This window comes from Paraburkholderia sp. RL17-368-BIF-A (genome assembly GCF_046054045.1).
GTDB classification, from domain to species: domain Bacteria; phylum Pseudomonadota; class Gammaproteobacteria; order Burkholderiales; family Burkholderiaceae; genus Paraburkholderia; species Paraburkholderia graminis.
In genome coordinates this window covers 1-21,230 of record NZ_JARESN010000016.1, presented here as the reverse complement: position 1 = coordinate 21,230, position 21,230 = coordinate 1, and the positions used below count along the sequence as shown (strand labels likewise).

The window sequence follows — 21,230 nt, the reverse complement described above, 5'->3', positions numbered from 1 at the left end:
CGCCGCTCGTATTGCTCATGCTGCTCGCCGTGGCGAGAAGCACGGATCGGGCGCCGGCTTGTGAGCCACACAGTGTATTCAATTTGCACGGCGCTCGCAGAGCCGCGTGAGCGTGAGCGCGCGCCGCCGCAGGTCAGCCCGGCCCGGGCTTGCTCAGCCGCCCGGCTTCGGCAGCCACGCGAGCGGATCGACCGGCTGCCCGTTCTGGCGAACCTCGAACTGGACGGAGCCGACGCCGCGGCCGTCCACCCCGACTTCGCCGATGGTCTGCCCTTGCGCGACCGCATCGCCTTCCTTCACGAGCAGCGTGCTGTTCTGCCCATACGCGGTGATCAGCGAGTCGTCATGCTTGATGATGATGAGCGGGCCATACGCCTCGATGCCCGAACCCGCGTAGACCACGCGGCCGGTGGCGGCCGCCTTGACCGGATCGCCGGGGCGTCCGCCGATCACGATGCCGTTCGACTTGCCCGGCGCAAACGTCTTCAGAACCGGGCCGCGCAGCGGCCATTGCAGCACGCCTTGCTGCGGTCCGGCGGAGGCAGTCGCACCCGGCGCCGTCTGGCCGCCTGGACCCGTCGCAGCATTCGGCGCGACGCTCGCGGGCGGCGCCACGACGCTGCCGGAGGCCATCGGCGGAGCGACGCGCAGCACCTGTCCGGGCGCGACAGCCGCGTTCACCGGCAGGCCGTTCCAGGTCGCGAGGTCCTGCGGCCTATGCCCGTATGCCGATGCGATGCCGGCGAGCGTATCGCCCTGATTGACGCGGTAGAAACCGGCCGGCACGGGCACCGTGCTGAGCGTGGTCGGCCGCGCCTGGTTATTGCCGTAGAACGGCGTGCTGTCCCACGGCATGCTGGTGCAGCCGTTGAGTATCACGGCCAGCCCGGCGGCCGCCAGCAGACGGGTCGCGACCGATGAAGTCCCCGTCGATTGCCTTGGTCTCGTCATGTGATTTTCCTCGACATTTTTTGATTCAATCTTGTGATTCGATCGACTTCAATCGATGCCTCTAGCATTCCGCGTGCCGCTGATCCCGCGGCACTCAAACGCTGCCCTCGGCCTCGACCACGAGAATCCGCGCGGCGCCAAGCGGATGCGCGACATGCTCGGTGCCGACCGATGCGTAGAACACATCGCCCGTTTCCAGAATCGCCGCCTGTTCGACGCCATCTTCGCGATAGCGCATCTCGACGCGGCCGTCCAGCACGGCGAACACTTCCTCGCCGTCGTTGACGTGCCACTTGTACGGCTGATCGGTCCAATGCAGACGCGTGGTGATGCCGCCCATATTGGCGATGTCGAGCGCGCCCCAGGCGCGCGTCGCGGTGAAGCTCCTGCTGCGAATGATCTTCATGGTCCCAAGGGCACGGGTTAAAGGACGGCGCGGATTCAGCCGCTGTTGGGCCGCGGTTCGATGTTCGAGCCCGAAGCGGCAGCCGTCCGAGCCGCCCGAGCCGCTGTGAGCCACTGCCAGCGCCGCGATTTCGAACGGCCATTATAAGTCGCGTCGCGCACGCGTCTCGCCGATACCGCGCCCCGTTCGGCGCAATCGTGTGAGCATTGAAACCTTTGGACCCTCATCTATACTCAACTTTGCTGCGCCTGCGTGGCGCAGGCGCAAACGACCGGGTCCCGCAAGGAGTTGAGGATGAACAACGCCACCTTTCTGGCCGTGCAACTCAGCGTCGACGACGTCGCCGCGTCGCCGGGACTGGCCGAGTTGCTGAACATGCATCTGATTTTCGCCGCCGACGTCGCCGAAGCGGCCGACGCGCTCGTACAGCTTGCGAGCATCGCCGGACTCGCGAGCGGCGTCGAGGCGCGCGTCGAGATTCCCGCCGTCGCGATCGAGCGGCTGCGCGAGGCGCTCGACAATCTCAGCGGCTACGACGAATCATGGCTGCTCGCGCTCGAACCGAGCCGCGCGCTATTCGACGACATCGGCCGGCAACGCACGCTGCATTGAGGCTGCGCTCGCACGCGAAGTCCGCGTCGACGCGCAGCCCGGCGAGCCCGATGGAACCTGCGTCATCCATCGGCCTACGCTACCGGGCTTCCGCATTTCGCTCACCGCCCAATCCGCCAGTTAGCCGGAACGCTTGATTGCCGGCGTCGTCTGGTCGTTTCGGGCGAGTCAACTGGAGGAACCGCCGTGAAAAGTCTCCTGAACCGCCGTAGCGTGCTGACCGGTCCGTCGCATGTCGTGAGGGTCCCGCAGAGCCATCCCGCCGCATCCGATTCGCCCACTGACGCGCACGACGACGCATCGCCGAATCTGGCGTCCGCGGAGTCGTCCCCGGATGACGGTCTTGCGCCGAATCCTGGCTCCGGCGCGGGTTCCAATGCGGCACACGCCGCCGTGGCCCGCAGCGGGCCGCGCCCGGTGCTGGCCTTGCGGCCCGTGCAGACGGTGCCCTCGCAGGTCAGCGCGCGCGGCGTGCAGATGGCCAATACCGCCGAAGTCGAATGGCTCGCCGAAGAAGAAGCGCTCACGCCGTTTCGCGTGTTCCGCAGCTTTGCCTACTCGGTCAGCCTGCTGTTTCACGGGAAGGAACTGGTGTACTACGTCGCGCTGTATCAGGACGGCGCGTTGTGGCGCGCGCTGAAAGCGGCGGATCTCGAAGCCGCCGAAGCCGCGTTCCGTCATTTCGAGGACCAGGCGACCCGGCTGTCCGATTGCGAAACCCGCCGCGCGCAACTCGAGGCGCAAAACGAGCAGTTGGCCCGCATGATCGCGCGCTCGGAGGCCGAAGCGGAGCGGCTGCGCAGCGATCTGCAGCGACGCAGCGTGCAGGAACAGGCGGCGTCGAACCGGCAGCATCAGGTGCGCAAGGAAGTGTCGCAGCTCGAGGCCCAACGTGTTGCGGCGCAGGCGCATCTGAACAAGGCGCATCGGCAGATGCACCAACTCAACCTGACGAGCAACGAAGCGATTCCGCACTTGCCGACTCGTTGAATCGGCGGATTGGGTGGTTTTGGTCTTAGCGGTTTACCAAGCGCCCACGCGGATCGCGCGCTGAGGAACCGGTAAACGGCAAACGCCGCCAGGCGAAAACCTGGCGGCGTTTTTTTGCTTAAGCGCCTCTACAGCCGGCGGCGCTTCGTCCAACCCGGCAATTAGTTGCCGAAATAAACCGAGCTGCGATCCGTCGTGACTGCGCGGCCTGCTTGCGAGCTGCCGGCGATCGGTGCGCCGTAGCCGCTGTCGGCGACTTGAGCCGAAGCTTGGGCGGTGCCGTTCGCAGCGTTCACACGCGTTTGAGCAGCTTGCAGGTTTGCCGGGTAGTCGACATGATCGCCGACCGGGTTGTAGCCTGCCTTTTCGAGCTGGACCAGTTCGGCGCGGACTTGAGCGCGCGTGACCGGCTGGTTCGATTGAGCAAACGAAGCAACGGGAGCGGCCAGAGCGGCGGCGATAACAGCGGCAGAGATGATCGTCTTCATGATGTAAAACCTCCAGAACTTGTTGTGATGCGCTTCCGGGTTTGTTGTCCCTTGCGCTTGAACAGAAGTTTAGGAGGCCGGTCATCTAGGGGAAACCCCTAAAACGACGAAACTCTATTCCGCAAATTGCAATAGTCCGCGTCTGAAATTGCCGCTGATCTATCCCGTCGATAGCCTGCGGCAACAATAGCGGCACAGCGAATTCAAACGCTGCGCCGCCGCGTGTGCCCTTACAGCAAGCGCGCGCGGCGGCGCGTTTCAAGCGATTCAAGCCGTCCGCGCCGTTCCATCGGCCCGCAGCTTCAGCTCCAGTTCGCGTGGAAGCTACCCGGCTTGTCGACGCGCTCGAACGTATGCGCGCCGAAGAAGTCGCGCTGCGCCTGGACGAGGTTCGCGGGCAGACGCTCCGAGCGATAAGCGTCGAAATACGCAATCGCCGACGCGAAAGCCGGCACCGGCACGCCCGCATTGATCGCCGCGACCACCACTTCGCGCAACGCCGTCTGGTAGTTGCTCGCGATGTCGCGGAAGTACGGATCGAGCAGCAGATTGGCGATCGCCTTGTCTTTCGTGTAGGCGTCTGTGATCTTCTGCAGGAAGCGGGCGCGGATGATACAGCCGGCGCGGAAAATTTTCGCGATCGTGCCGAAGTCCAGGTCCCACTTGTACTCTTCCGACGCCGCGCGCAGTTGCGCGAAACCTTGCGCGTACGAAATGACCTTGCTGAAGTAGAGCGCACGGCGCACTGACTCGATGAACGCCTCGCGCTCCGCGCCGAGCGGCTTCGCCTTCGGGCCGTCCAGCACCTTGCTCGCGGCCACGCGCTGACTTTTCAGCGACGACAGCACGCGCGCGAACACCGCTTCGGTGATCAGCGGCAGCGGCGCGCCGAGGTCGAGCGCGTTTTGGCTCGTCCACTTGCCGGTGCCCTTCTGCGCCGCGCGATCCAGAATCACGTCGACCAGATCCTTGCCGGTTTCTTCGTCCTTCTTGCTGAAGATCTTCGACGTGATTTCGATCAGATAGCTGTCTAGCTCGCCCTGATTCCATTCGGTATAGACCTTGCCGAGTTCTTCGTTCGACAGGCCGGCCACCTGCTTGAGCACCGCGTAGCTTTCCGCGATCAGCTGCATGTCGCCGTATTCGATGCCGTTGTGCACCATCTTCACGAAGTGGCCGGCGCCGTCCGGGCCCATGTAGGCGACGCACGGCTCGCCGTCCGGCGCTTTCGCGGCGATTTCGGTGAGGATCGGCGCGACCAGATCGTAGGCGTCGCGCTGACCGCCCGGCATGATCGACGGGCCTTTCAGCGCGCCTTCCTCGCCGCCCGACACGCCGGTGCCGATGAAATGCAGACCGGCCTTCGCCAGTTCCTGATTGCGGCGAATTGTGTCCGTGAAATGCGTATTGCCGCCGTCGATCAGAATGTCGCCCTTCTCCAGCAGCGGCTTGAGCGATGCGATGGTGGCGTCGGTCGGCTCGCCGGCCTTCACCATGAGCAGAATGCGGCGCGGCTTTTCGAGCGATTCGACGAACTCTTCGAGCGTGAACGCCGGCACCAGCTTCTTGTCCGGATATTCGGCGATGAGTTCGTCGGTCTTTTCACGGCTACGGTTGTAGACCGACACCGCGTGGCCGCGGCTCTCGATGTTGAGCGCCAGGTTGCGGCCCATGACCGCTAGCCCCACTACGCCGATTGCCTGTTTGCCCATGTGAATTCTCCAGTGTCCAAAAAGTGTCGTGACGCCGCGCCGGAATGAACGTCGGCCGAACGTCGAGGGTGAAAGCATAAAAGAAATGCCGGTTCGCCGCTTGTTATCGGGCAAGCAAAGGCGCGCTTTGGGTTCGCTTTGGCCGCGCTTTTGGCCGCTCCCGCCGCTCTCGCCGCTGTCACGGATCGCGCCGATTGCGCGCAGTCACCGTGTCTGGCCGGCTTGCGCGGCGCGCTTCCTGAATACAAGGCTGAAATTATTGGCCGGCATCGCGATCGGCTCGTCGCATTCAAATCCCGCCGATGCCCCGAGCGCCACGACCGCCTCCATATCGCGCACGCCCCACGAAGGATCGCGGCTTCGCAATTGGCGATCGAAAGCTTCGTTGCTCGGGGCCGTGTGCGCGCCGCCGCGTTTGTATGGGCCGTACAGATACAGTACACCGCCATCCACGAGATAGCGGCTCGCGCCTGCGAATAACGCCTGCGCCGCGCTCCACGGCGAAATGTGGATCATGTTGATGCACACGACGGCGTCCAGCGCGCCGACGTCCCACTCCGGCTGATGCACGTCGAGCGCGAGCGGCGCGCGCAGGTTGGGCGGCGCGTCCTCTGCGATCCATGCGGCAATCGACTCGCGCGCTTCCGCGTCGGCGTCGCTCGGTTGCCAGTCGAGGCCGGGCAGCGCGCGGGCAAAGCAGAGCGCGTGCTGACCGGTGCCGCTCGCGATTTCGAGCACGCGGCCGGTGGCGGGCAGCACCGTGCGCAACACCGCGAGTATCGGTTCGCGGTTGCGTTCGGCGGACGGCGAATGTTGCCGCATCGACGGAAGAGGTTCGGTCATGAGGATGGCGTTTCCATTGAATGAATGGCGTTGGCTCGATAGCGTAGGCGTTGGCGTGCGCCGCTCAATCTACCGCGAGACGGCCGGCCAGAGCGGTCAGCATATCGGCGCACGGCGCCGCGATTTTCAGCGACAAAAGCGGATCGGCGCGCGTGCGCCCGAGGTTGATCGCCGCGATCGGCTTGCGCTGCTTTTGCGCCCATACGCAAAAGCGATAACCGGAATAGACCATGAGCGACGAGCCGACCACGAGCACCGCGTCCGCGGCATCGAGCGCATGCGACGCCGCTTCCACGCGCTCGCGCGGCACGCTTTCGCCGAAGAACACCACCGCCGGTTTCAGCAAACCGCCGCAATTCGCGCACGCCGGCACGCGAAACGTTTCGAGCGCGTGCCATTCGAGATGCGCGTCGCCATCGGCGGCGGCTTCGGCGGTGACGCTGCGCAACGCGGGGTTGTCCGCTTCCAGCGTCTGCTGGATCGACGCACGCGAATGCTGCGTTCCGCAATCCAGGCAGATAACGCCGTCGATTCCGCCATGCAACTCGATCACCTGGCGGCTGCCTGCGCGCTGATGCAAGCCGTCGACGTTTTGCGTGACGAGCGTCGGCACATGACCGGCGGCTTCGAGACGCGCGAGCGCCGTATGCGCGGCGTTCGGCTGCGCCTGCGCGACGACCGGCCAGCCGACCATGCTGCGCGCCCAGTAGCGCCGGCGCATCGCGTCGCCGCCGAGAAACTCTTGCAGCGTGATGGGCGGCGAGCGCTTCCATTCGCCGTTGTCGTCGCGATAGCCCGGAATGCCGGAGTCCGTGCTGATGCCCGCGCCGGTCAGCACGAACAGGCGCGGGTAACGTTGCACGAAGTCGTGAAGGTCGTCGAGCGTGTGCGATGCGCTAACGGCTTCGAGCGCTTCAAGCGCTTGGGACGACTCAACAGGCGCGGAACGAAGATCGGGCATGACGCCTTCAACCGCGTCCGACGAACGGCATCTTGCTCGCCATGATCGTCATGAACTGCACGTTCACGGACAGCGGCAACTGCGCCATATGCAGCACGGCGTCGGCGACATGCTGGACGTCCATCAACGGTTCGACCGCGATCTCGCCGTTCGCCTGCGGGATGCCGCGCGCCATGCGCTCGGCCATCTCCGTTGCCGCATTGCCGATGTCGATCTGACCGCAGACGATGTCGTACTTGCGGCCGTCGAGCGACACGGCTTTGGTGAGGCCGGTGATCGCGTGCTTGGTCGCCGTGTAGGCAATGCTGTTGGGCCGCGGCGCATGCGCCGAAATCGAACCGTTATTGACGATGCGCCCGCCGCGCGGATTCTGCGTTTTCATCAGACCGAACGCGGCGCGCGTGCACAGAAACACGCCGGTCAGATTCGTGTCGACCACCGAGCGCCATTCATCGATCGCGAGTTCGTCGATGTCCACCGGCGAGCCGTTGCGGCCCGCGTTGTTGAACAGCACGTCGAGCCGGCCATAGCGCTCGCGGATCGTGTCGAACAAGGCGGCGACGCTGTCCGCGTCGGTCACATCGCAGGGCACGGCCAGCGCTTCGCCGCCGAGCGCGTGCGCCGCTTCGACCACGGCTTCGAGCGCCGCCCGTCGACGGCCCGCGAGCACCACGCTATAGCCGTGCTCCGCGAGGCGCAGCGCGCATGCGCGGCCAATGCCGCTGCCCGCGCCCGTTACCAAAGCTACCTTTCTGATTCCCGTCACTGTCACAACATGTCTCCCTGTTTGCCGGCGGCGAGGCGCCACTGCCTCGTACGTTACCGCAGCGCAGGGTCGATCACAAATGCCCGCGACGCGAGCGCATAGCCCTGACGCCGCGCTTTCATTGCCGTTCCTGTCCGCGGTCGCGGCGGCTCGCGCATCAATGGTATCGTTCGACGTTGCGCGCGGCGCCTTCGCGGCGCCTGATCAAGCCGCGCAATTACCGGAAGCACGTTTTATGAATCCACTCTCCACGCCCCACGACACGCCGCATGACGCTCGCGCGGCACGGCTGCGCCGCTGGCCCGAAACCGGCTATCCCGCGATGCTCACCGCGACCGCCGCATGGCACGTGCTGGTGCTGGCCGCGTGGCTCGTCGCGCCGCGCGCATGGCCGTGGTGGCTCGCAGCGATCTTCGCGAATCACGCTGTTTTCACGGTGGCCGGTCTGCTGCCGCGCACGTCGCTGCTCGGTCCGAACTGGACGCGCCTGCCCGCCGGCGCGCGCAACGCGGACGCCATCGCCTTGACCATCGACGATGGCCCCGATCCGGTCGTCACGCCGCAAGTGCTCGATCTGCTCGACGCGTTAGGCGTGCACGCAACCTTCTTTTGCATCGGAGAGAAGGCGCGGCGTTATCCGCAACTCGCACGCGAGATCGTCGCGCGCGGTCATGCGCTGGAAAATCATTCGCAGGTCCACGTGCATACGTTTTCCATCACGCTGCCTGGCGCGCTGTTGCGCGAGATCGACGCCGCGCAACGCACGTTCGAAGAACTCAGCGGCGAACGTCCGATGTTTTTTCGCGCGCCGGCCGGCTTGCGCAACATCTTTCTCGAACCGGTGCTGCGCAAGCTCGATCTGCGGCTCGCGGCGTGGACGCGGCGCGGCTACGACACGCGCGAACGCGATCCGCAAGTGGTCGCGAGGCGGCTGCTCGACGGCCTCGCGGCACGCGACATTCTGCTGCTGCACGACGGCAACGCCGCGCTCACCGTCGACGGCAAACCGCTGATTCTTGCGGTGCTGCCGGGTGTCGCCGAAGCCGCGCGCAAACAGAAACTGCGCTTCGTCACGCTGCGCGAAGCGCGCATCGACGGTTGATACGCGGCATCACCGCGATCAGCATCACATGCGGAAATCCGCCGCCATGTCTTCGTCCGAACGTGCTTGCAGTACGCCGCTGCGGCACGCCTTGATGAAAGCGTCGTAGTCGCGCTCAACCTGGTCCGCGTACGTCGTTGCATACGTTGTCAGCGCCTCTGCGAACTGATCGCCGCGACCGATATACGCGCTGACTTCGACCGCCTGGCCGCTCGCCTTTGCGTGCGCTCGCGCCATCACCCAGCCGCACAGTTGCGCGTAACCGGTCAGCAGATCGCTATCGAATAGTTCGATGCTCGCCGACAGCTTCATGTCGCGCAATTGACGGAAGTAGTAATGCCGCCCGAGCGGACTCGTCGCCCAGCCGAGAAAGATGTCGCTTGCGGCCTGCAACATGCGCTGGCCTTGCACGACGCGCTCGCCCTGATGCCTGGCCGGCGGCGACTTGAAATAGCGCGCGACGACCGACGGCCTCGCTTCCTTGATCTGCATGAAGAGCGGCTTGCTCATCGGGTCGACGAGCAGCACGGCCGTGCAGCGTGTGCCGACGCTGCCCACGCCCACCACCTTGAACACGATGTCCTGCACGCTGAAATGAGCGAGCAGTTCGCGCCGATCGTGCGACATCGTCTTCAGGTAGTCGCTCCACATGCCGTCCAGCATGTTGCCTCCGCGCGGGCCTTTTAGCTCTTCGGTTTCCTCGGCGGTGAAGAGCGTGTTCGCGCCGAGCACATGAAAGAGCGCGGGCGGCGCATCGCGAATCACCCAGCGCTCGCCGTCATGCCCGGCCATTCTTTCGAACAGACTTTCGTGCGTGCGGCTCGCCGCCTTCTCCATGCCGCGGCGCACGGCGCGACGCCGTTCCGGCGTGAGCGCCGTCTCGGCCATGCGCTCGAATGTGATGCGCTCGTACCAGAGTTCGAGCGCGCCGCACTGTGCGTATTGCGCCATGCGATTGCGATATTCGTTGACCGCCGTCATCACCAGATCTTCCGCCGCGCCGCGGCTCAGGCGCATATGACGCGCCGCGATCACGAGACTCGCGGTGAGGCGTTTCAGATCCCATTCGAATGGGCCGACCGACACTTCATCGAAATCGTTCAGGTCGAACACAAGCTGCCGCTCGGGCGTCGCGAAGCCGCCGAAGTTCATCAAGTGCCCGTCTCCGCAGATGGGCATCGTCAAGCCCGTGTCGTGAACCTTGCTGAGATCGTGAGCCTGCAACAGCGCGGTGCCGCGAAAGAACGTGAACGGCGATGCAGCCATGCGCCCATAACGCAGCGGCACGAGATTGCGCACGCGGCCTTCGCTGCTCTCCTTCAGCAACTCGATCGGATCGCGGCGCAACTCGCCTACTGTCCTGTGACTCGAGCGCTTCGATTTTTCGCGGGCGGCACGGCCACGCGCCTCACGGTCGGCAATGGTGCTGGCTTTCATGCTCATCTCCGTTCTTCTTGTGAAGGTTCACTTCCGTTCGAGAGACCTGACGCCGGTCGCATTGCATGCTAGCAGAGCAATCGGTAAAAAAGTGAGGGCGCTTTTTACCGATGCCGCATACGCGACTCGCACGCCCTTCTATTTTTCCGCTTTGATTCGTTCGAACACTTCAGCAATAGCCTTTCGAGCCGTTTACCAGTACATGCGGAAATTCAGTGACGCACGCAGCGTCCTTGAAAAAGGACGTCTTCCGGTACGACGTGCGGCGCGCAAGATAACGGAGAGAATATGTTTGTCGCAATTGGCTGGTTATTGGTGATCGGCTCCGTCATAGGGAGCTTCATTGGCGTGGGCGGCCATTTGCCGGCGCTGATTCAACCGTTTGAATTGCTGTGCATTTTCGGCGCGGCGATTGGCGCGTTTGTCGTCAGTAATCCGACCTCGACGTTGAAGAAGACGCTGAAGGCGATTCCGTCATGCTTCAAAGGCGGCGGCTATACGAAAGAAAAGTATCTGGAACTGATCGCGCTGCTTTACGAGCTGCTTCAGAAAGCACGCAAGGAAGGCATGATGTCGCTCGAAGCGGACGTCTTCGCGCCCGAAGAAAGCGTGATTTTCCAGAAGTATCCGCATGTGCTCTCCGATCATCATCTGCTCGATTTCATCGTCGACTATTTGCGCATGATGTCGGGCGGCAACGTCAACGTGCTCGAAGTGCAGGACCTGATGGATGAAGAACTGGCCACGCATCACGCGGAAGCGTCGGTGGCCGCGAACGCGATTCAGAAGATGGCCGACGGCCTGCCCGCATTCGGCATCGTCGCCGCGGTGATGGGCGTGGTCCACACGATGGGTTCGGTCGGCGCGCCGCCCGCGGTGCTCGGCGAGATGATCGCCGGCGCGCTGGTCGGCACGTTCCTCGGCATTCTTCTCGCGTATGGCTTTATCGGGCCGCTCGCCGATCTGCTGAACGCGAAAGGCCGCGCCGAAGCGAAGCCGTTTCAATGCGTGAAGGCCGTGCTGCTCGCGTCGTTGTCCGGCTATGCGCCGCCCATCGCCGTGGAATTCGGACGCAAGGTGCTGTTCACCGCCGACCGCCCGAGCTTCCAGGAACTCGACGACGCGGTGCGCGCCACCAAGACGCCGAAGCCGGCCGCAAGCGGAGCAGCGTAATGACGCAACGACGTTCACGCGGCTCGGAAGACGAGGCGCCGCCGCCGATCATCGTGCGTCGCTCGAAGAAGAGTGACGACCACGGCGGCCATCACGGCGGCGCATGGAAGATCGCGTATGCCGACTTCGTCACCGCGATGATGGCGTTCTTCCTGCTCATGTGGCTGCTCGGCTCCACGTCGAAGTTCGACAAGCAAGGCATCGAGGATTACTTCAACACGCCGCTTTCGAGCCTGCTCGGCGGCAGTGAAGGCACGGCCGCCGCGCGACCGAGCGTGGTGCAAGGCGGCGGACGCGACATCTCCGATACGCGTCCCGGCGACGGCAAGAAGACCCAGATCGAAGCGGCCACGCCTGTCAACGTCGTGCCGACGGTGGCGCCCGCGGACGCGGCACGCTTGCAGCAACTCAAGGAAAAGCTCATTTCGCTGATCGAGCAAAGCCCAACGCTAAAGGCGTTCAAGGATCAGATCCGCATCTCGATCACGAACGAAGGCTTGCGCATCGAGATCGTCGATTCGCAGAACCGGCCGATGTTCGCGTCCGGCAGTCCGCGTCTGCAAACTTACGCGGTCGCGATACTCACGCAGATCGGCGCGGCGCTCAACGACGTCGAGAACCGCATTTCGATTGCGGGCCATACGGATGCCGTGCCGTACACCGGCGGCCCCGTCGGCTATTCGAACTGGGAGTTGTCGTCCGAACGCGCGAACGCGGCGCGCCGCGCGCTCGTTTTGGGCGGCATGCATGGCGAAAAGTTATTGCAGGTGCGCGGCCTCGCGGACGTGCTGCCGCTTAACAGCAATGTCGTCGATGAACCGACCAATCGGCGCATCAGCATTCTCGTGATGAACAAGGCCGCGGAGCAGGCGTTTTTCCACGATGGCGGCCGTACGTCGATTGACGAAAGCACGCCGGCCAGCTCGGCGATTCCCGCAGTCGCGGCGCGCACGCATGCGGCACCGGGCGCGACGATCGTTCGCTAACGCGTTTTACGCCGCCTGGCGCTCATATCCAGTTCGACCCATGTCGGCGCGTGGTCGCTCGCGTGCGGCTCGCCGCGCACCCAGCGATCCACGCCCGCGTCGCGCAAACGCGGTGCGAGGTCCGGGCTCAGCAAGATGTGATCGATGCGCAAGCCCGAGTTGGTGTCCCAGTGGCGGCGAAAATAATCCCAGAAGGTATAGACGCGCTCGTCGCCAAAGTGCGTGCGCAACGAATCTGTCCAGCCTTGCGCGAGCAGGCGCCGATAACGTTCGCGGCTTTCCGGCTGCAATAGCGCGTCTTTCAGCCATGAGCGCGGATTGTAGATGTCCTCATCGGTGGGCACGACGTTGAAGTCGCCGGCCAGCACGACCGGATGCCCGCTCTTGAGCAGATTCGCCGCGTGGTCGATCAGATGGTCGAACCACTTCAGCTTGTATTCGAACTTGGGACCGGGCTGCGGATTCCCGTTCGGCAGATAGAGACAGCACACGAGCAATCCGTCGACGGCCACTTCGAGATAGCGGCTATGCGTGTCGGCCTCGAAGCCCGGCAAGCCGCGGCGGCTTTCGAGCGGCGCTTCGCCCTTCGACAGGATCGCCACGCCGTTCCACGCGCTCTGGCCATGCCAGATCGCGTGATATCCGGCGTCGCGCACGGCATCGGCGGGGAACGCGCTGTCCGCCGCCTTCAATTCCTGCAGACAGACAATGTCCGGCGCCTCGCGCTCGAGCCATTGCAGCAACGCGGCCTGACGCGAGCGGATTCCATTGATGTTGAACGTCGCAATGCGCAGCGTCGCCACAGTATGTCCTCCCTGCACGCAAGTTATTCCGACGAGGCCTCGCTCGACACCTGCGACGCCGCTTCATCGCACCATTCGATCGCCCACGATCGCGCGCACGAGATCGCATCCGCTTCGTTCGAGAAGGCGTCGATGTCGCCGGAATCGTGCGAACGGAAATGCTCGTTTTTCCGCGGGATATGCGTGATTCTGGCGCGCGCGTAGTAGACGCCTTCGTCCGCATGGCGAGCCCGGCAATCGATATGAAAATGCCTGTAGTCGAACTGCATCGGTTGTCCTCTGAACGCTTGATGCCGATCACCCGTAGCATCGCCCGTACCCGCTGCGGATTCAATGCGGCGCCCACACGCGCGACGCGGGGCCGCGCCGCGTCACGCGAGTGAGTGGACCCGCATCAGTTGGGCACGTTCACCGCGCCGTTTGCGACCGTGATCGCATTGCCGCCAGGGCTCGTCGCGATTGCCGGCAAGTTCGCGGTCGTCAATGCGGGCGCGGCGCCCGGCGTGCCGCCGCGCGGCACCGTGTGAACCACTTGCGAAGGCGGCAGCGGCGTGCCGTTCTTCAGGTGGCTCCACATCAGGTTGAGCGCCTGAACGTTGTAGTAATGCAGCGGCACGAAGCGCGTATCGAAACCGGCCACGCCGAGGAACGCGTCGAAGTGCTGACCGTTCGTGATTTCATAGAACGACAGCTTGCTCGCCCCGCCTTCGACCAGCCGGTTCGTCGCCACGTACGGCCGCGAAGCATGGTTGATCGGCACCAATGCATCGGCGCGTCCTTGCACGATGATGGCCGGCTTGCCATGCAGATTCGCATTCACCCTGACTGCTTCGACATTCGTGGTCAACGTGCCGTTGGTCCACAGCGTGCGCAGACACGCAGCGCCGACGTAACTTGCATCGACCGTGGCGAGCCGGTGATCGAATGCGCCCAGCGTGCCCGCGTTGTAGACCAGGTTGATGCCGTTGGTCGGCGGCACACCATTGCCGTTGCCGAACACTGTCAGCATCGGCGAGACGGCGGGCGTGACGCCGGCCGCGCCCGTCGAACTCGTCGTGCCGAAGCTGAAGTTGCACAGGTTGTCGGTCACGCTCGCTTTGGCATAGGCGTTCGCGTACGTCACCGCGACCGCCGGCACCGCTTGCGAATCCCACATCGGCGCATGCAGCAGATCGGAGTCGGTCTGGTAGCCGTTCTGATGCAGAAGCGCGAGCGCGTTGATCGCCTGCGTCGTGGTGTCGCCTCCCGTGATTACGCCATTGTTCGCGAGCGTCGTGCATCGCGCGGTGCGAATCGCGGTGGTGGTCGCGAGCGGCAGCGCGGTCAGATACGGCGACCCGGTCGCGGCAGGCGCAAGCGCCGCGCAAGGTTCGAGCAGGTTCGCGAGCGTCATGTAATCGGCAAGCGGCTTGCCGAATGCGCCGACGGGCACGCCGCCTTGCGACACCGACACTTGCGACGGCACACGAATGTTGATTTGCGGCTCGCCGACCACGACTGCGGTGATGAGGCCCGAAGTGTCCTGCTCCGCCGCCGCCAACGACGCACCGCCGCCATTGCTCACCGATGCCGCGATCGTCAGAATGACGCCCGGTTTATAGCGCACGGTGCGGGTCGAGCCGTTCAACGTGCCGTATGAATCGTTGAGCGCCCAATACGCGAACTGGATCGCCTGCAACGTGTTTTTGCCCCAGTCCTGCTCCGGGTTCTGCTGCGAGTGTGCGTGCTTGAACGCATAGCGGTTCGGGAACTGGGTGTTGTAGGTGCCGAGATCCGTGTTGCCGAGGTTCGCCGTGAAGAGACTCGCCTTGCCCGCGGCGTTCGCGTCCTGCAACGTGCCGTCGATCAGCGTCACGCGATTCGTCGACAGTTCATGTGCGCCGTTGCCCGAGCCCTTGTCGGTGTACGCGACCGCACAGCCGCGCTTGAGGCCCCACTCGCCCGCTGCGGAAATCGCGCCGTACACACCGCGCGAACCCGATGACGTTGCCGTGACAATGCACGGTTGATCCGCATTGAAGCTCGCGGGAATCTGCACGAGCACGCTGACGTTCTGCTTACCGCTGCCGTCGTCGGCGAAAGCCAGATATTCCTTGCCGGCGATCTTGCCTTCGCCGAGCGTGTCGTTGCCGTTCAGATCGACATTGGGCCCCCAGAAGCGTCCATAGCCGCCATTGCTCGTCATATCGACGAGCGCGCGATAGTTCGACCAGATCGCGAGCCGCCGCAGTTCGGCGGCCGTGGGTTGCGCGGCGTTGGCAATCGCGGGCGCCGTGGCTAAAGCAAGGCCAGTTTTACCGAGTCCGGCCGTGAGCAGGTCGTCACTATTGCCGTCATAAGACTGCGTCTTGACCGTGCCGACGATGAAGTTCGGCAACGTGTTCGTTTGCGGTGGCGGCGGCCCGTCGTCGTCGCCCCCGTGGCAAGCGCTCATGGCGAGCGCGACGACGATTGCAATGGGAAGCGTGGACGTGCTTCGAATGGCTGATGTCATCTGTGCTTGTCTCCGTTATTGTGCAATACCGTTTTGCGTAACCGTTGTACACGCAAGCGCGCCGGATTTGCTACGCTGAACTTCTGAGCGCGACGCCTCGGATACCGACGCATCGTCAGCCTGCATTGACCTTTCAGCGGAGTCAATAGACCGTCATGGCAAGAGATAACGAATGTGAACATTCGGGTGACGAAGCCGCCTTGCGTGAGCCCTTGAGTCAACCTTCACGGCGCCGTTTTCTACAATCGGCCGCGGCCGCCGCCACTGTCGGTGCGGCACCGCACCTTCGCGCGCAAACCCAGGCACCCGTCGCCCCGGCCGCAGGGACTGCGCAAACTGTCCCGCCGCGGCCCCTCACCTTGAACGTGAATGGCCGCAGCTATGCGTTGCAACTCGAGCCGCGCGTCACCCTGCTCGATGCCTTGCGCGAGTACGCGGGTCTGATGGGCACGAAGAAAGGCTGCGACCGCGGACAATGCGGCGCGTGCACGGTGATCGCCAACGGACGCCGCATCAACTCGTGTCTGACGCTTGCCGTGATGCACGAAGGCGAGACGATCACCACGGTCGAAGGGCTCGCGAGCAACGGCGCGTTGAGCCCGTTGCAACGCGCGTTCATCGAACACGATGCGTTTCAGTGCGGCTACTGCACGCCCGGACAGTTATGCTCGGCGACTGCGCTGCTCGAAGAGTTTCGCAACGGCACGGCGAGCGTCGTCACCGCGGATATTCGTAGACGTCCTACCAAATTTTCCGACGACGAAATTCGCGAGCGCATGAGCGGCAATATTTGCCGTTGCGGCGCATACGCGAACATCGTGGCCGCGATCCGCGCCGCGCATGACGGCAGCGGCCAGAACGCGAGCGCCGCCGACGTCGACCACGATCACCACGACCACCACGACCACCACGATCACGCGTGAGGCAAGCACGAGCATGGATGCGATCTCCTACGAACGCGCCGCCGATGTCGCCGGCGCAGTGCGAGCGGCGCAGCAACCGGGCGCGGTATTCATCGGCGGCGGCACGAATCTGCTCGATCTGATGAAGGGCGGTGTCGAACGGCCGGTGCGGCTCATCGACATCACGCATATCGGCGGACTCGACGACATCACGACGTTGCCCGGCGGCGGCATTTGCATTGGCGCGCTGGTGCGCAATAGCGATGCCGCGAATCATGCGCTGGTGCGCGAACAATATCCGCTGCTCTCGCAGGCGTTTCTATCGGGCGCATCGGCGCAATTGCGCAATATGGCGACCGTCGGCGGAAATCTGCTGCAACGTACGCGCTGCGGCTACTTTTACGACACTGCGTTTTCACAGTGCAACAAGCGCACGCCGGGCAGCGGCTGTGCCGCGCTCGAAGGCCACAACCGCATGCACGCGATCCTCGGCGCGAGTCCGCAGTGCGTCGCGGTGAATCCGTCGGATATGAGCGTCGCGCTCGCGGCACTCGACGCTGTCGTGCGCGTAAGTGGGCCGACTGGAGAGCGAAGCATTCCGTTCGCGGAATTTCATCGGCTTCCGGGCGACAGGCCCGATGTCGATACCACGCTGCGCCCAGGCGAACTGATCACCGCGGTCGATCTTCCGCCACCGCTTTTCAGCGCGCATTCGCACTATCTGAAAGTGCGTGACCGCGCCAGTTACGCATTTGCATTGGTGTCGGTCGCCGCCGCATTGCAGATGGATGGCGAGCGCGTGCAGACCGCGCGCATCGCACTCGGCGGCGTCGCGCACAAGCCCTGGCGAGCGAGCGCCGCCGAGCAGCTACTAAACGGCCAGCCGCTCACGCAAGCCACGCTGAACCGCGCCGCTGCGGCCGCGTTGAACGATGCCAGGCCGCTGCGCGATAACCGCTTCAAGGTGCACCTCGCGCAACGCGCGATCGTGCGCGCCGTGAACGAAGCAGCGGGCCGGCCGGGAGGTCTTGCATGAATCTGATCGGTCAACCGTTCGACCGTACCGACGGTCTGCTGAAAGTAACCGGCGAAGCGCGCTATGCGGCGGAGTTTCCGGAGGCGCGTCTCGCGCATGCGGTGCTCGTCACGAGCACGATTGCACGCGGCACGATTGCATCGATCGATGCCAGCCGCGCGCAAGCCGTGCCCGGCGTGTTGCTGGTGATGACGCATGAGAACGCGCCACGTCTGCCGAACGGCGGCAAGGCGCAATTGGCGCCGCCCGCGGGGCGTCGGCTGTCGCTGTTGCAGGACAACGAAGTGCATTACAACAACGAGCCGGTTGCGGTGGTCGTCGCGGACACGCTCGAGCATGCGACCGACGCCGCGCGTCAGTTGCGCATCACGTATCGGGCGAGCGCGGCCACGCTCGACTTTGCGCAGGCGAAGGCCAACGCGCATGCGCCCGACAAACCGCAGGGACGTCAAACGGATACGCAGCGCGGCAGTTTCGACGACGGCATGCGAAGCGCCGCCGTGCATATCGACGCGACCTACACGACGCCGATCGAGCATCACAATCCGATGGAGCCGCACGCGACGATGGCGCGTTGGGACGGCCCGCAACTCACGCTCTACGATTCGACGCAAGGCGTGAGCGGCGAAGCGCAAGCCGTGGCGAAGACGCTCGGCATTTCGCCCGGCGACGTGCGCGTGATTTCGCCGTTCGTCGGCGGCGGCTTTGGGTGCAAGGGCTCGTCGTGGTCGCATGTGTCGTTGTGCGCGATGGCGGCGAAACAGACGGGACGTCCGGTGCGGCTCGTGCTCGAGCGGCCGCAGATGTTCGGTCCGGTCGGCGCGCGCCCGCACACGGAACAGCACCTCGTGCTGGCCGCGCGGCGCGACGGCACGCTCACCGCGATACGCCACGACAGCATTTCGAATACGTCGATGATCGAAGACTGGACCGAGACCTGCTGCATGGTCACGCGCATGCTGTATGCGGTGCCCAATCAGGTGACCACGCACCGGCTCGTGCCGCTGAACGTCGGCACGCCGACCTTCATGCGCGCGCCCGGCGAGACGACCGGCTCGTTCGCGCTCGAATCGGCAATGGACGAGTTGGCCGTCGCGCTCAGGATGGACCCGCTCGCTTTGCGCCTGAAGAATTACGCGGAGGCCGATCCGCAGGAAAACAAGCCGTGGTCGGGCAAATCGTTGCGCGAGTGCTATCAGGTCGGCGCGGAAAAATTCGGCTGGTCGCGGCGCAATCCCACGCCTCGTTCGATGCGCGACGGCAACACGCTGATCGGCATGGGCATGGCGACATGCACGTATCCGGCCAATCGCAGCGAAGCCGGCGCAATCGCGCGAATCCTGCCGGACGGCACGGCGATGGTGGCGTCGGGCACGCAGGACATCGGCACGGGCACTTACACGGTGATGACCCAGGTTGCCGCCGATGCGCTCGGCTTCGCGCCGGAGAACATCCACTTCGCGCTCGGCGACTCGTCGTTGCCGAAGGCGCCGGTGTCGGGCGGATCGCAGTCGGCGGCGAGCGTTGCGCCGGCCGTGCGGGACGCCGCCAACGCGGCGCGCGCGCAACTGATCGCGCTTGCGTTGGCGGACCCGGCGTCGCCGGTGCACGGCATCGCGCCCGACGACATCACCGTGGAAAACGGCTGGGTGACGAGCCGCTCGCAACCGGCGAAGCGCGATCCGGCCGCGGCGATCATCGCGCGTGCGGGCGGCAAGCCGATCGAGGCGACGTCCACCGTCAAACCGGGCGACGAAAAGCAGAAGTACTCGTTTCACTCGTTCGGCGCGGTGTTCGTCGAAGTGCGCGTGGATGCGGACCTCGGCACGATTCGCGTGCCGCGCGTCGTCGCCGTGTATGACGTTGGGCGCGTGCTCAACGAGAAGACGGCGCGCAGCCAGATGCTCGGCGGCATTGTGTGGGGCGTGGGCGCGGCGTTGCAGGAAGAGTCGTCGCTCGACACGCGCTACGGGCGCTTCACGAACGCGAACCTCGCGGAATATCACGTGCCGGTGAACGCGGACATCGGCTCGCTCGACATCACGTTTCTCGACCGGCCGGACCCGTATATCAATTCGCTCGGCGTGCGCGGCATCGGCGAAATCGGGATTACGGGCGTATGCGCGGCGCTCGCGAACGCGGTGTATCACGCGACCGGTGTGCGCGTGCGCGATCTGCCGGTGACGCTCGATAAGGTGATGCAGCCGACGCGCGTCTGAACGCATGGCGGGCGCTTGCCTCGGGTTGCATTGCGCCGCACAATCGGAGGCACTTTCATTCTCCGGTGCCCGCTCATGGCTTACTCGTCGCTTGCCACTGGCATTTTGCTCGCCGCAGGCGTCGGCTCGCGCTTCGATCCGCAGGGCGTGCAAAACAAGCTGCTCGCGCGACTGCCCGACGGCACGCCGCTCGCCCACGAAGCCGCGCGCCGGCTGTTGCTGGTCGTGCCGACGGTGCTGGCCGTCGTGCGGCCGGGCGCCGAAGCGCTCGCGCGTCTGCTGAACGAGGCCGGCTGCGACGTGGTGTTCGCGGCCGCCGCCGAACGCGGCATGGGCGCGAGCCTCGCCGCGGGCATCGAGGCCAGCGACGACGCCGAAGGGTGGATCGTCGCGCTCGCCGACATGCCGCGCATCCAGCCGTCGACGATCGAAGCCGTTGCGCGGACGCTCGACGGCGGGGCGTCTATCGTCGCGCCGTTTTATGAAGGGCAGCGTGGGCATCCGGTGGGGTTTGGCGCGGAACATCGCGAGGCGCTGATGTCGCTCGATGGGGACAGCGGCGCGCGTTCGTTGCTGATGTCTGGGCGCGTGGTGCGGCTGGATGTCGACGATGCGGGGGTTTTGCGGGATGTGGATACGCCGGGGGATTTGCGGGGGGTGGGGGCGGGTTAGCGGGGCTGAAGTGGTGGTTGGGACCGGTCTCGTTTGGCCGGCAACCACGGGTAGTGTGGAGTCGGCGGGTAGCGTGGAGTCGGCGGTGCGGAGTCGGGCGGTTGTGCGGAGCCGGGCGGTTGACTTCGGAGCTGCGTTGGGCGTTGGGCATTGGGCGTTGGGCGTTGGGCGTTTGGCGTGCGACGTACGGCGTACGGCGTACGGCGTTGGGGTTCGGCGTTCGGCGCAGGGCGTTGGCCCCTGCCCGCTGTGCGCTGGCCGTGAGCCTTGGCGTGCAGCAAACCGCAGGCTTGCGCCGACGCCAAGCTTGGGCGCATACTGTATATCCATACAGTATTTTAACGCACCGCTAGCTGCCGCTCGCCGCGTGCCCCCGGCCGCAACCCTTCGCATGAACCGCATTTCCATTTACCCGTCTTTCAGCGCCTGGCGCGACGCCGCACGCTTGCTGTTGCGGCATGGCGTGCAGCCGGAGCGGATCGAATGGATTGAGTGCCCGGAGACGGCGCAGGAGCCTGCGAGCACCATCGGTTGCAATGGCGCAGGCGCGGCGCTAAATCAGCCGCTTGCCGATGCGTCGGGTGCATCGGGTGCATCGGGTGCGTCGGGTGCATCGGGTGCATCGGGTGCATCGGGTGCATCGGGTGCATCGGGTGCATCGGGTGCATCGGGTGCAT

The 21,230-nt window shown here is 64.9% G+C and carries 20 protein-coding genes and 1 pseudogene; 10 read left to right on the top strand and 11 right to left on the bottom strand.

The window, feature by feature from the left end; genetic code table 11:
* Positions 1–153: 153 nt before the first annotated feature.
* A complete protein-coding gene (locus P0D87_RS24200) occupies positions 154–951 on the bottom strand; it encodes a peptidoglycan DD-metalloendopeptidase family protein (RefSeq protein WP_053859539.1) in 798 nt (265 codons plus the stop codon).
* Between the two features lie 94 nt (positions 952–1,045).
* On the bottom strand, positions 1,046–1,357 hold the full coding sequence (locus P0D87_RS24195) for a cupin domain-containing protein (RefSeq protein ID WP_053859540.1): 312 nt from the start codon (positions 1,355–1,357) through the stop codon (positions 1,046–1,048).
* A gap of 294 nt (positions 1,358–1,651) precedes the next feature.
* Here P0D87_RS24195 and P0D87_RS24190 point away from each other — a divergent pair, with 294 nt between their 5' ends.
* Together P0D87_RS24190 and P0D87_RS24185 are read left to right on the top strand one after the other, a co-directional pair.
* Positions 1,652–1,969: a hypothetical protein gene (locus P0D87_RS24190; protein WP_029966453.1), complete on the top strand. Its 318-nt coding sequence runs from the start codon at positions 1,652–1,654 to the stop codon at positions 1,967–1,969.
* 186 nt (positions 1,970–2,155) lie between these two features.
* The gene (locus P0D87_RS24185; protein WP_082367113.1) at positions 2,156–2,959 is read left to right on the top strand and encodes a DUF2968 domain-containing protein; all 804 of its coding nucleotides are present in this window, start codon (positions 2,156–2,158) and stop codon (positions 2,957–2,959) included.
* A 161-nt stretch (positions 2,960–3,120) separates the two neighbouring features.
* Here P0D87_RS24185 and P0D87_RS24180 read toward each other — a convergent pair whose 3' ends face one another.
* From P0D87_RS24180 to P0D87_RS24160, 5 genes are all read right to left on the bottom strand, one after another.
* Positions 3,121–3,447, bottom strand: coding sequence for a DUF4148 domain-containing protein (locus tag P0D87_RS24180; RefSeq protein WP_006049215.1), 327 nt, complete (start codon positions 3,445–3,447; stop codon positions 3,121–3,123).
* A 302-nt stretch (positions 3,448–3,749) separates the two neighbouring features.
* Positions 3,750–5,159, bottom strand: coding sequence for an NADP-dependent phosphogluconate dehydrogenase (gnd, locus tag P0D87_RS24175; protein WP_053859541.1), 1,410 nt, complete (start codon positions 5,157–5,159; stop codon positions 3,750–3,752).
* A gap of 204 nt (positions 5,160–5,363) precedes the next feature.
* A complete protein-coding gene (locus tag P0D87_RS24170; RefSeq protein ID WP_053859542.1) occupies positions 5,364–6,002 on the bottom strand; it encodes a DUF938 domain-containing protein in 639 nt (212 codons plus the stop codon).
* A gap of 64 nt (positions 6,003–6,066) precedes the next feature.
* Positions 6,067–6,963: an NAD-dependent protein deacetylase gene (locus P0D87_RS24165; protein WP_053859543.1), complete on the bottom strand. Its 897-nt coding sequence runs from the start codon at positions 6,961–6,963 to the stop codon at positions 6,067–6,069.
* Positions 6,964–6,970: 7 nt separating this feature from the next.
* The gene (locus P0D87_RS24160; protein WP_006049211.1) at positions 6,971–7,735 is read right to left on the bottom strand and encodes an SDR family oxidoreductase; all 765 of its coding nucleotides are present in this window, start codon (positions 7,733–7,735) and stop codon (positions 6,971–6,973) included.
* A 229-nt stretch (positions 7,736–7,964) separates the two neighbouring features.
* On the opposite strand from P0D87_RS24160, the gene P0D87_RS24155 reads away from it, so the two are divergent.
* Positions 7,965–8,831 carry a polysaccharide deacetylase family protein gene (locus P0D87_RS24155; protein WP_053860763.1) on the top strand — a complete coding sequence of 289 codons (867 nt, stop codon included), beginning with the start codon at positions 7,965–7,967 and terminating at the stop codon, positions 8,829–8,831.
* A 24-nt stretch (positions 8,832–8,855) separates the two neighbouring features.
* Here P0D87_RS24155 and P0D87_RS24150 read toward each other — a convergent pair whose 3' ends face one another.
* Positions 8,856–10,268 carry a DUF2252 domain-containing protein gene (locus P0D87_RS24150; protein ID WP_053859544.1) on the bottom strand — a complete coding sequence of 471 codons (1,413 nt, stop codon included), beginning with the start codon at positions 10,266–10,268 and terminating at the stop codon, positions 8,856–8,858.
* A gap of 288 nt (positions 10,269–10,556) precedes the next feature.
* Between P0D87_RS24150 and motA the strand changes: the two genes are divergently transcribed.
* Entirely contained in the window at positions 10,557–11,441 is an 885-nt protein-coding gene (motA, locus tag P0D87_RS24145) for a flagellar motor stator protein MotA (protein ID WP_029966464.1), read from the top strand.
* On the top strand, positions 11,441–12,427 hold the full coding sequence (motB, locus tag P0D87_RS24140) for a flagellar motor protein MotB (RefSeq protein ID WP_053859545.1): 987 nt from the start codon (positions 11,441–11,443) through the stop codon (positions 12,425–12,427). The genes motA and motB overlap by 1 nt, the downstream gene beginning before the upstream one ends.
* Here motB and P0D87_RS24135 read toward each other — a convergent pair.
* From P0D87_RS24135 to P0D87_RS24125, 3 genes are all read right to left on the bottom strand, one after another.
* Positions 12,424–13,230: an exodeoxyribonuclease III gene (locus P0D87_RS24135; RefSeq protein ID WP_029966467.1), complete on the bottom strand. Its 807-nt coding sequence runs from the start codon at positions 13,228–13,230 to the stop codon at positions 12,424–12,426. The genes motB and P0D87_RS24135 overlap by 4 nt on opposite strands.
* A 23-nt stretch (positions 13,231–13,253) precedes the next feature.
* The gene (locus tag P0D87_RS24130; protein ID WP_006049205.1) at positions 13,254–13,499 is read right to left on the bottom strand and encodes a hypothetical protein; all 246 of its coding nucleotides are present in this window, start codon (positions 13,497–13,499) and stop codon (positions 13,254–13,256) included.
* Positions 13,500–13,624: 125 nt separating this feature from the next.
* A complete protein-coding gene (locus tag P0D87_RS24125; RefSeq protein WP_053859546.1) occupies positions 13,625–15,724 on the bottom strand; it encodes a D-(-)-3-hydroxybutyrate oligomer hydrolase in 2,100 nt (699 codons plus the stop codon).
* A 155-nt stretch (positions 15,725–15,879) separates the two neighbouring features.
* On the opposite strand from P0D87_RS24125, the gene P0D87_RS24120 reads away from it, so the two are divergent.
* The 5 genes and pseudogenes from P0D87_RS24120 to P0D87_RS24100 all read left to right on the top strand — a co-directional run.
* A complete protein-coding gene (locus P0D87_RS24120; protein WP_053859547.1) occupies positions 15,880–16,647 on the top strand; it encodes a 2Fe-2S iron-sulfur cluster-binding protein in 768 nt (255 codons plus the stop codon).
* A gap of 13 nt (positions 16,648–16,660) precedes the next feature.
* On the top strand, positions 16,661–17,662 hold the full coding sequence (locus tag P0D87_RS24115; RefSeq protein WP_053859548.1) for an FAD binding domain-containing protein: 1,002 nt from the start codon (positions 16,661–16,663) through the stop codon (positions 17,660–17,662).
* Positions 17,659–19,881 carry a xanthine dehydrogenase family protein molybdopterin-binding subunit gene (locus tag P0D87_RS24110; protein ID WP_029966472.1) on the top strand — a complete coding sequence of 741 codons (2,223 nt, stop codon included), beginning with the start codon at positions 17,659–17,661 and terminating at the stop codon, positions 19,879–19,881. The genes P0D87_RS24115 and P0D87_RS24110 overlap by 4 nt, the downstream gene beginning before the upstream one ends.
* A 75-nt stretch (positions 19,882–19,956) precedes the next feature.
* On the top strand, positions 19,957–20,553 hold the full coding sequence (locus tag P0D87_RS24105; protein ID WP_053859549.1) for a nucleotidyltransferase family protein: 597 nt from the start codon (positions 19,957–19,959) through the stop codon (positions 20,551–20,553).
* A gap of 391 nt (positions 20,554–20,944) precedes the next feature.
* Positions 20,945–21,230: pseudogene (locus P0D87_RS24100) on the top strand (uracil-DNA glycosylase); the annotation flags it as partial.

Coding starts and splice junctions, on each gene's coding strand:
- P0D87_RS24155 (WP_053860763.1), top strand. CDS start 7,965: ATGAATCCACTCTCCACGCCCCACGACACGCCGCATGACGCTCGCGCG.
- P0D87_RS24105 (WP_053859549.1), top strand. CDS start 19,957: ATGGCTTACTCGTCGCTTGCCACTGGCATTTTGCTCGCCGCAGGCGTC.
- P0D87_RS24170 (WP_053859542.1), bottom strand. CDS start 6,002: ATGACCGAACCTCTTCCGTCGATGCGGCAACATTCGCCGTCCGCCGAA.
- gnd (WP_053859541.1), bottom strand. CDS start 5,159: ATGGGCAAACAGGCAATCGGCGTAGTGGGGCTAGCGGTCATGGGCCGC.
- P0D87_RS24180 (WP_006049215.1), bottom strand. CDS start 3,447: ATGAAGACGATCATCTCTGCCGCTGTTATCGCCGCCGCTCTGGCCGCT.
- P0D87_RS24150 (WP_053859544.1), bottom strand. CDS start 10,268: ATGAAAGCCAGCACCATTGCCGACCGTGAGGCGCGTGGCCGTGCCGCC.
- motB (WP_053859545.1), top strand. CDS start 11,441: ATGACGCAACGACGTTCACGCGGCTCGGAAGACGAGGCGCCGCCGCCG.
- P0D87_RS24190 (WP_029966453.1), top strand. CDS start 1,652: ATGAACAACGCCACCTTTCTGGCCGTGCAACTCAGCGTCGACGACGTC.
- P0D87_RS24165 (WP_053859543.1), bottom strand. CDS start 6,963: ATGCCCGATCTTCGTTCCGCGCCTGTTGAGTCGTCCCAAGCGCTTGAA.
- P0D87_RS24195 (WP_053859540.1), bottom strand. CDS start 1,357: ATGAAGATCATTCGCAGCAGGAGCTTCACCGCGACGCGCGCCTGGGGC.
- P0D87_RS24120 (WP_053859547.1), top strand. CDS start 15,880: ATGGCAAGAGATAACGAATGTGAACATTCGGGTGACGAAGCCGCCTTG.
- motA (WP_029966464.1), top strand. CDS start 10,557: ATGTTTGTCGCAATTGGCTGGTTATTGGTGATCGGCTCCGTCATAGGG.
- P0D87_RS24130 (WP_006049205.1), bottom strand. CDS start 13,499: ATGCAGTTCGACTACAGGCATTTTCATATCGATTGCCGGGCTCGCCAT.
- P0D87_RS24115 (WP_053859548.1), top strand. CDS start 16,661: ATGGATGCGATCTCCTACGAACGCGCCGCCGATGTCGCCGGCGCAGTG.
- P0D87_RS24200 (WP_053859539.1), bottom strand. CDS start 951: ATGACGAGACCAAGGCAATCGACGGGGACTTCATCGGTCGCGACCCGT.
- P0D87_RS24110 (WP_029966472.1), top strand. CDS start 17,659: ATGAATCTGATCGGTCAACCGTTCGACCGTACCGACGGTCTGCTGAAA.
- P0D87_RS24125 (WP_053859546.1), bottom strand. CDS start 15,724: ATGACATCAGCCATTCGAAGCACGTCCACGCTTCCCATTGCAATCGTC.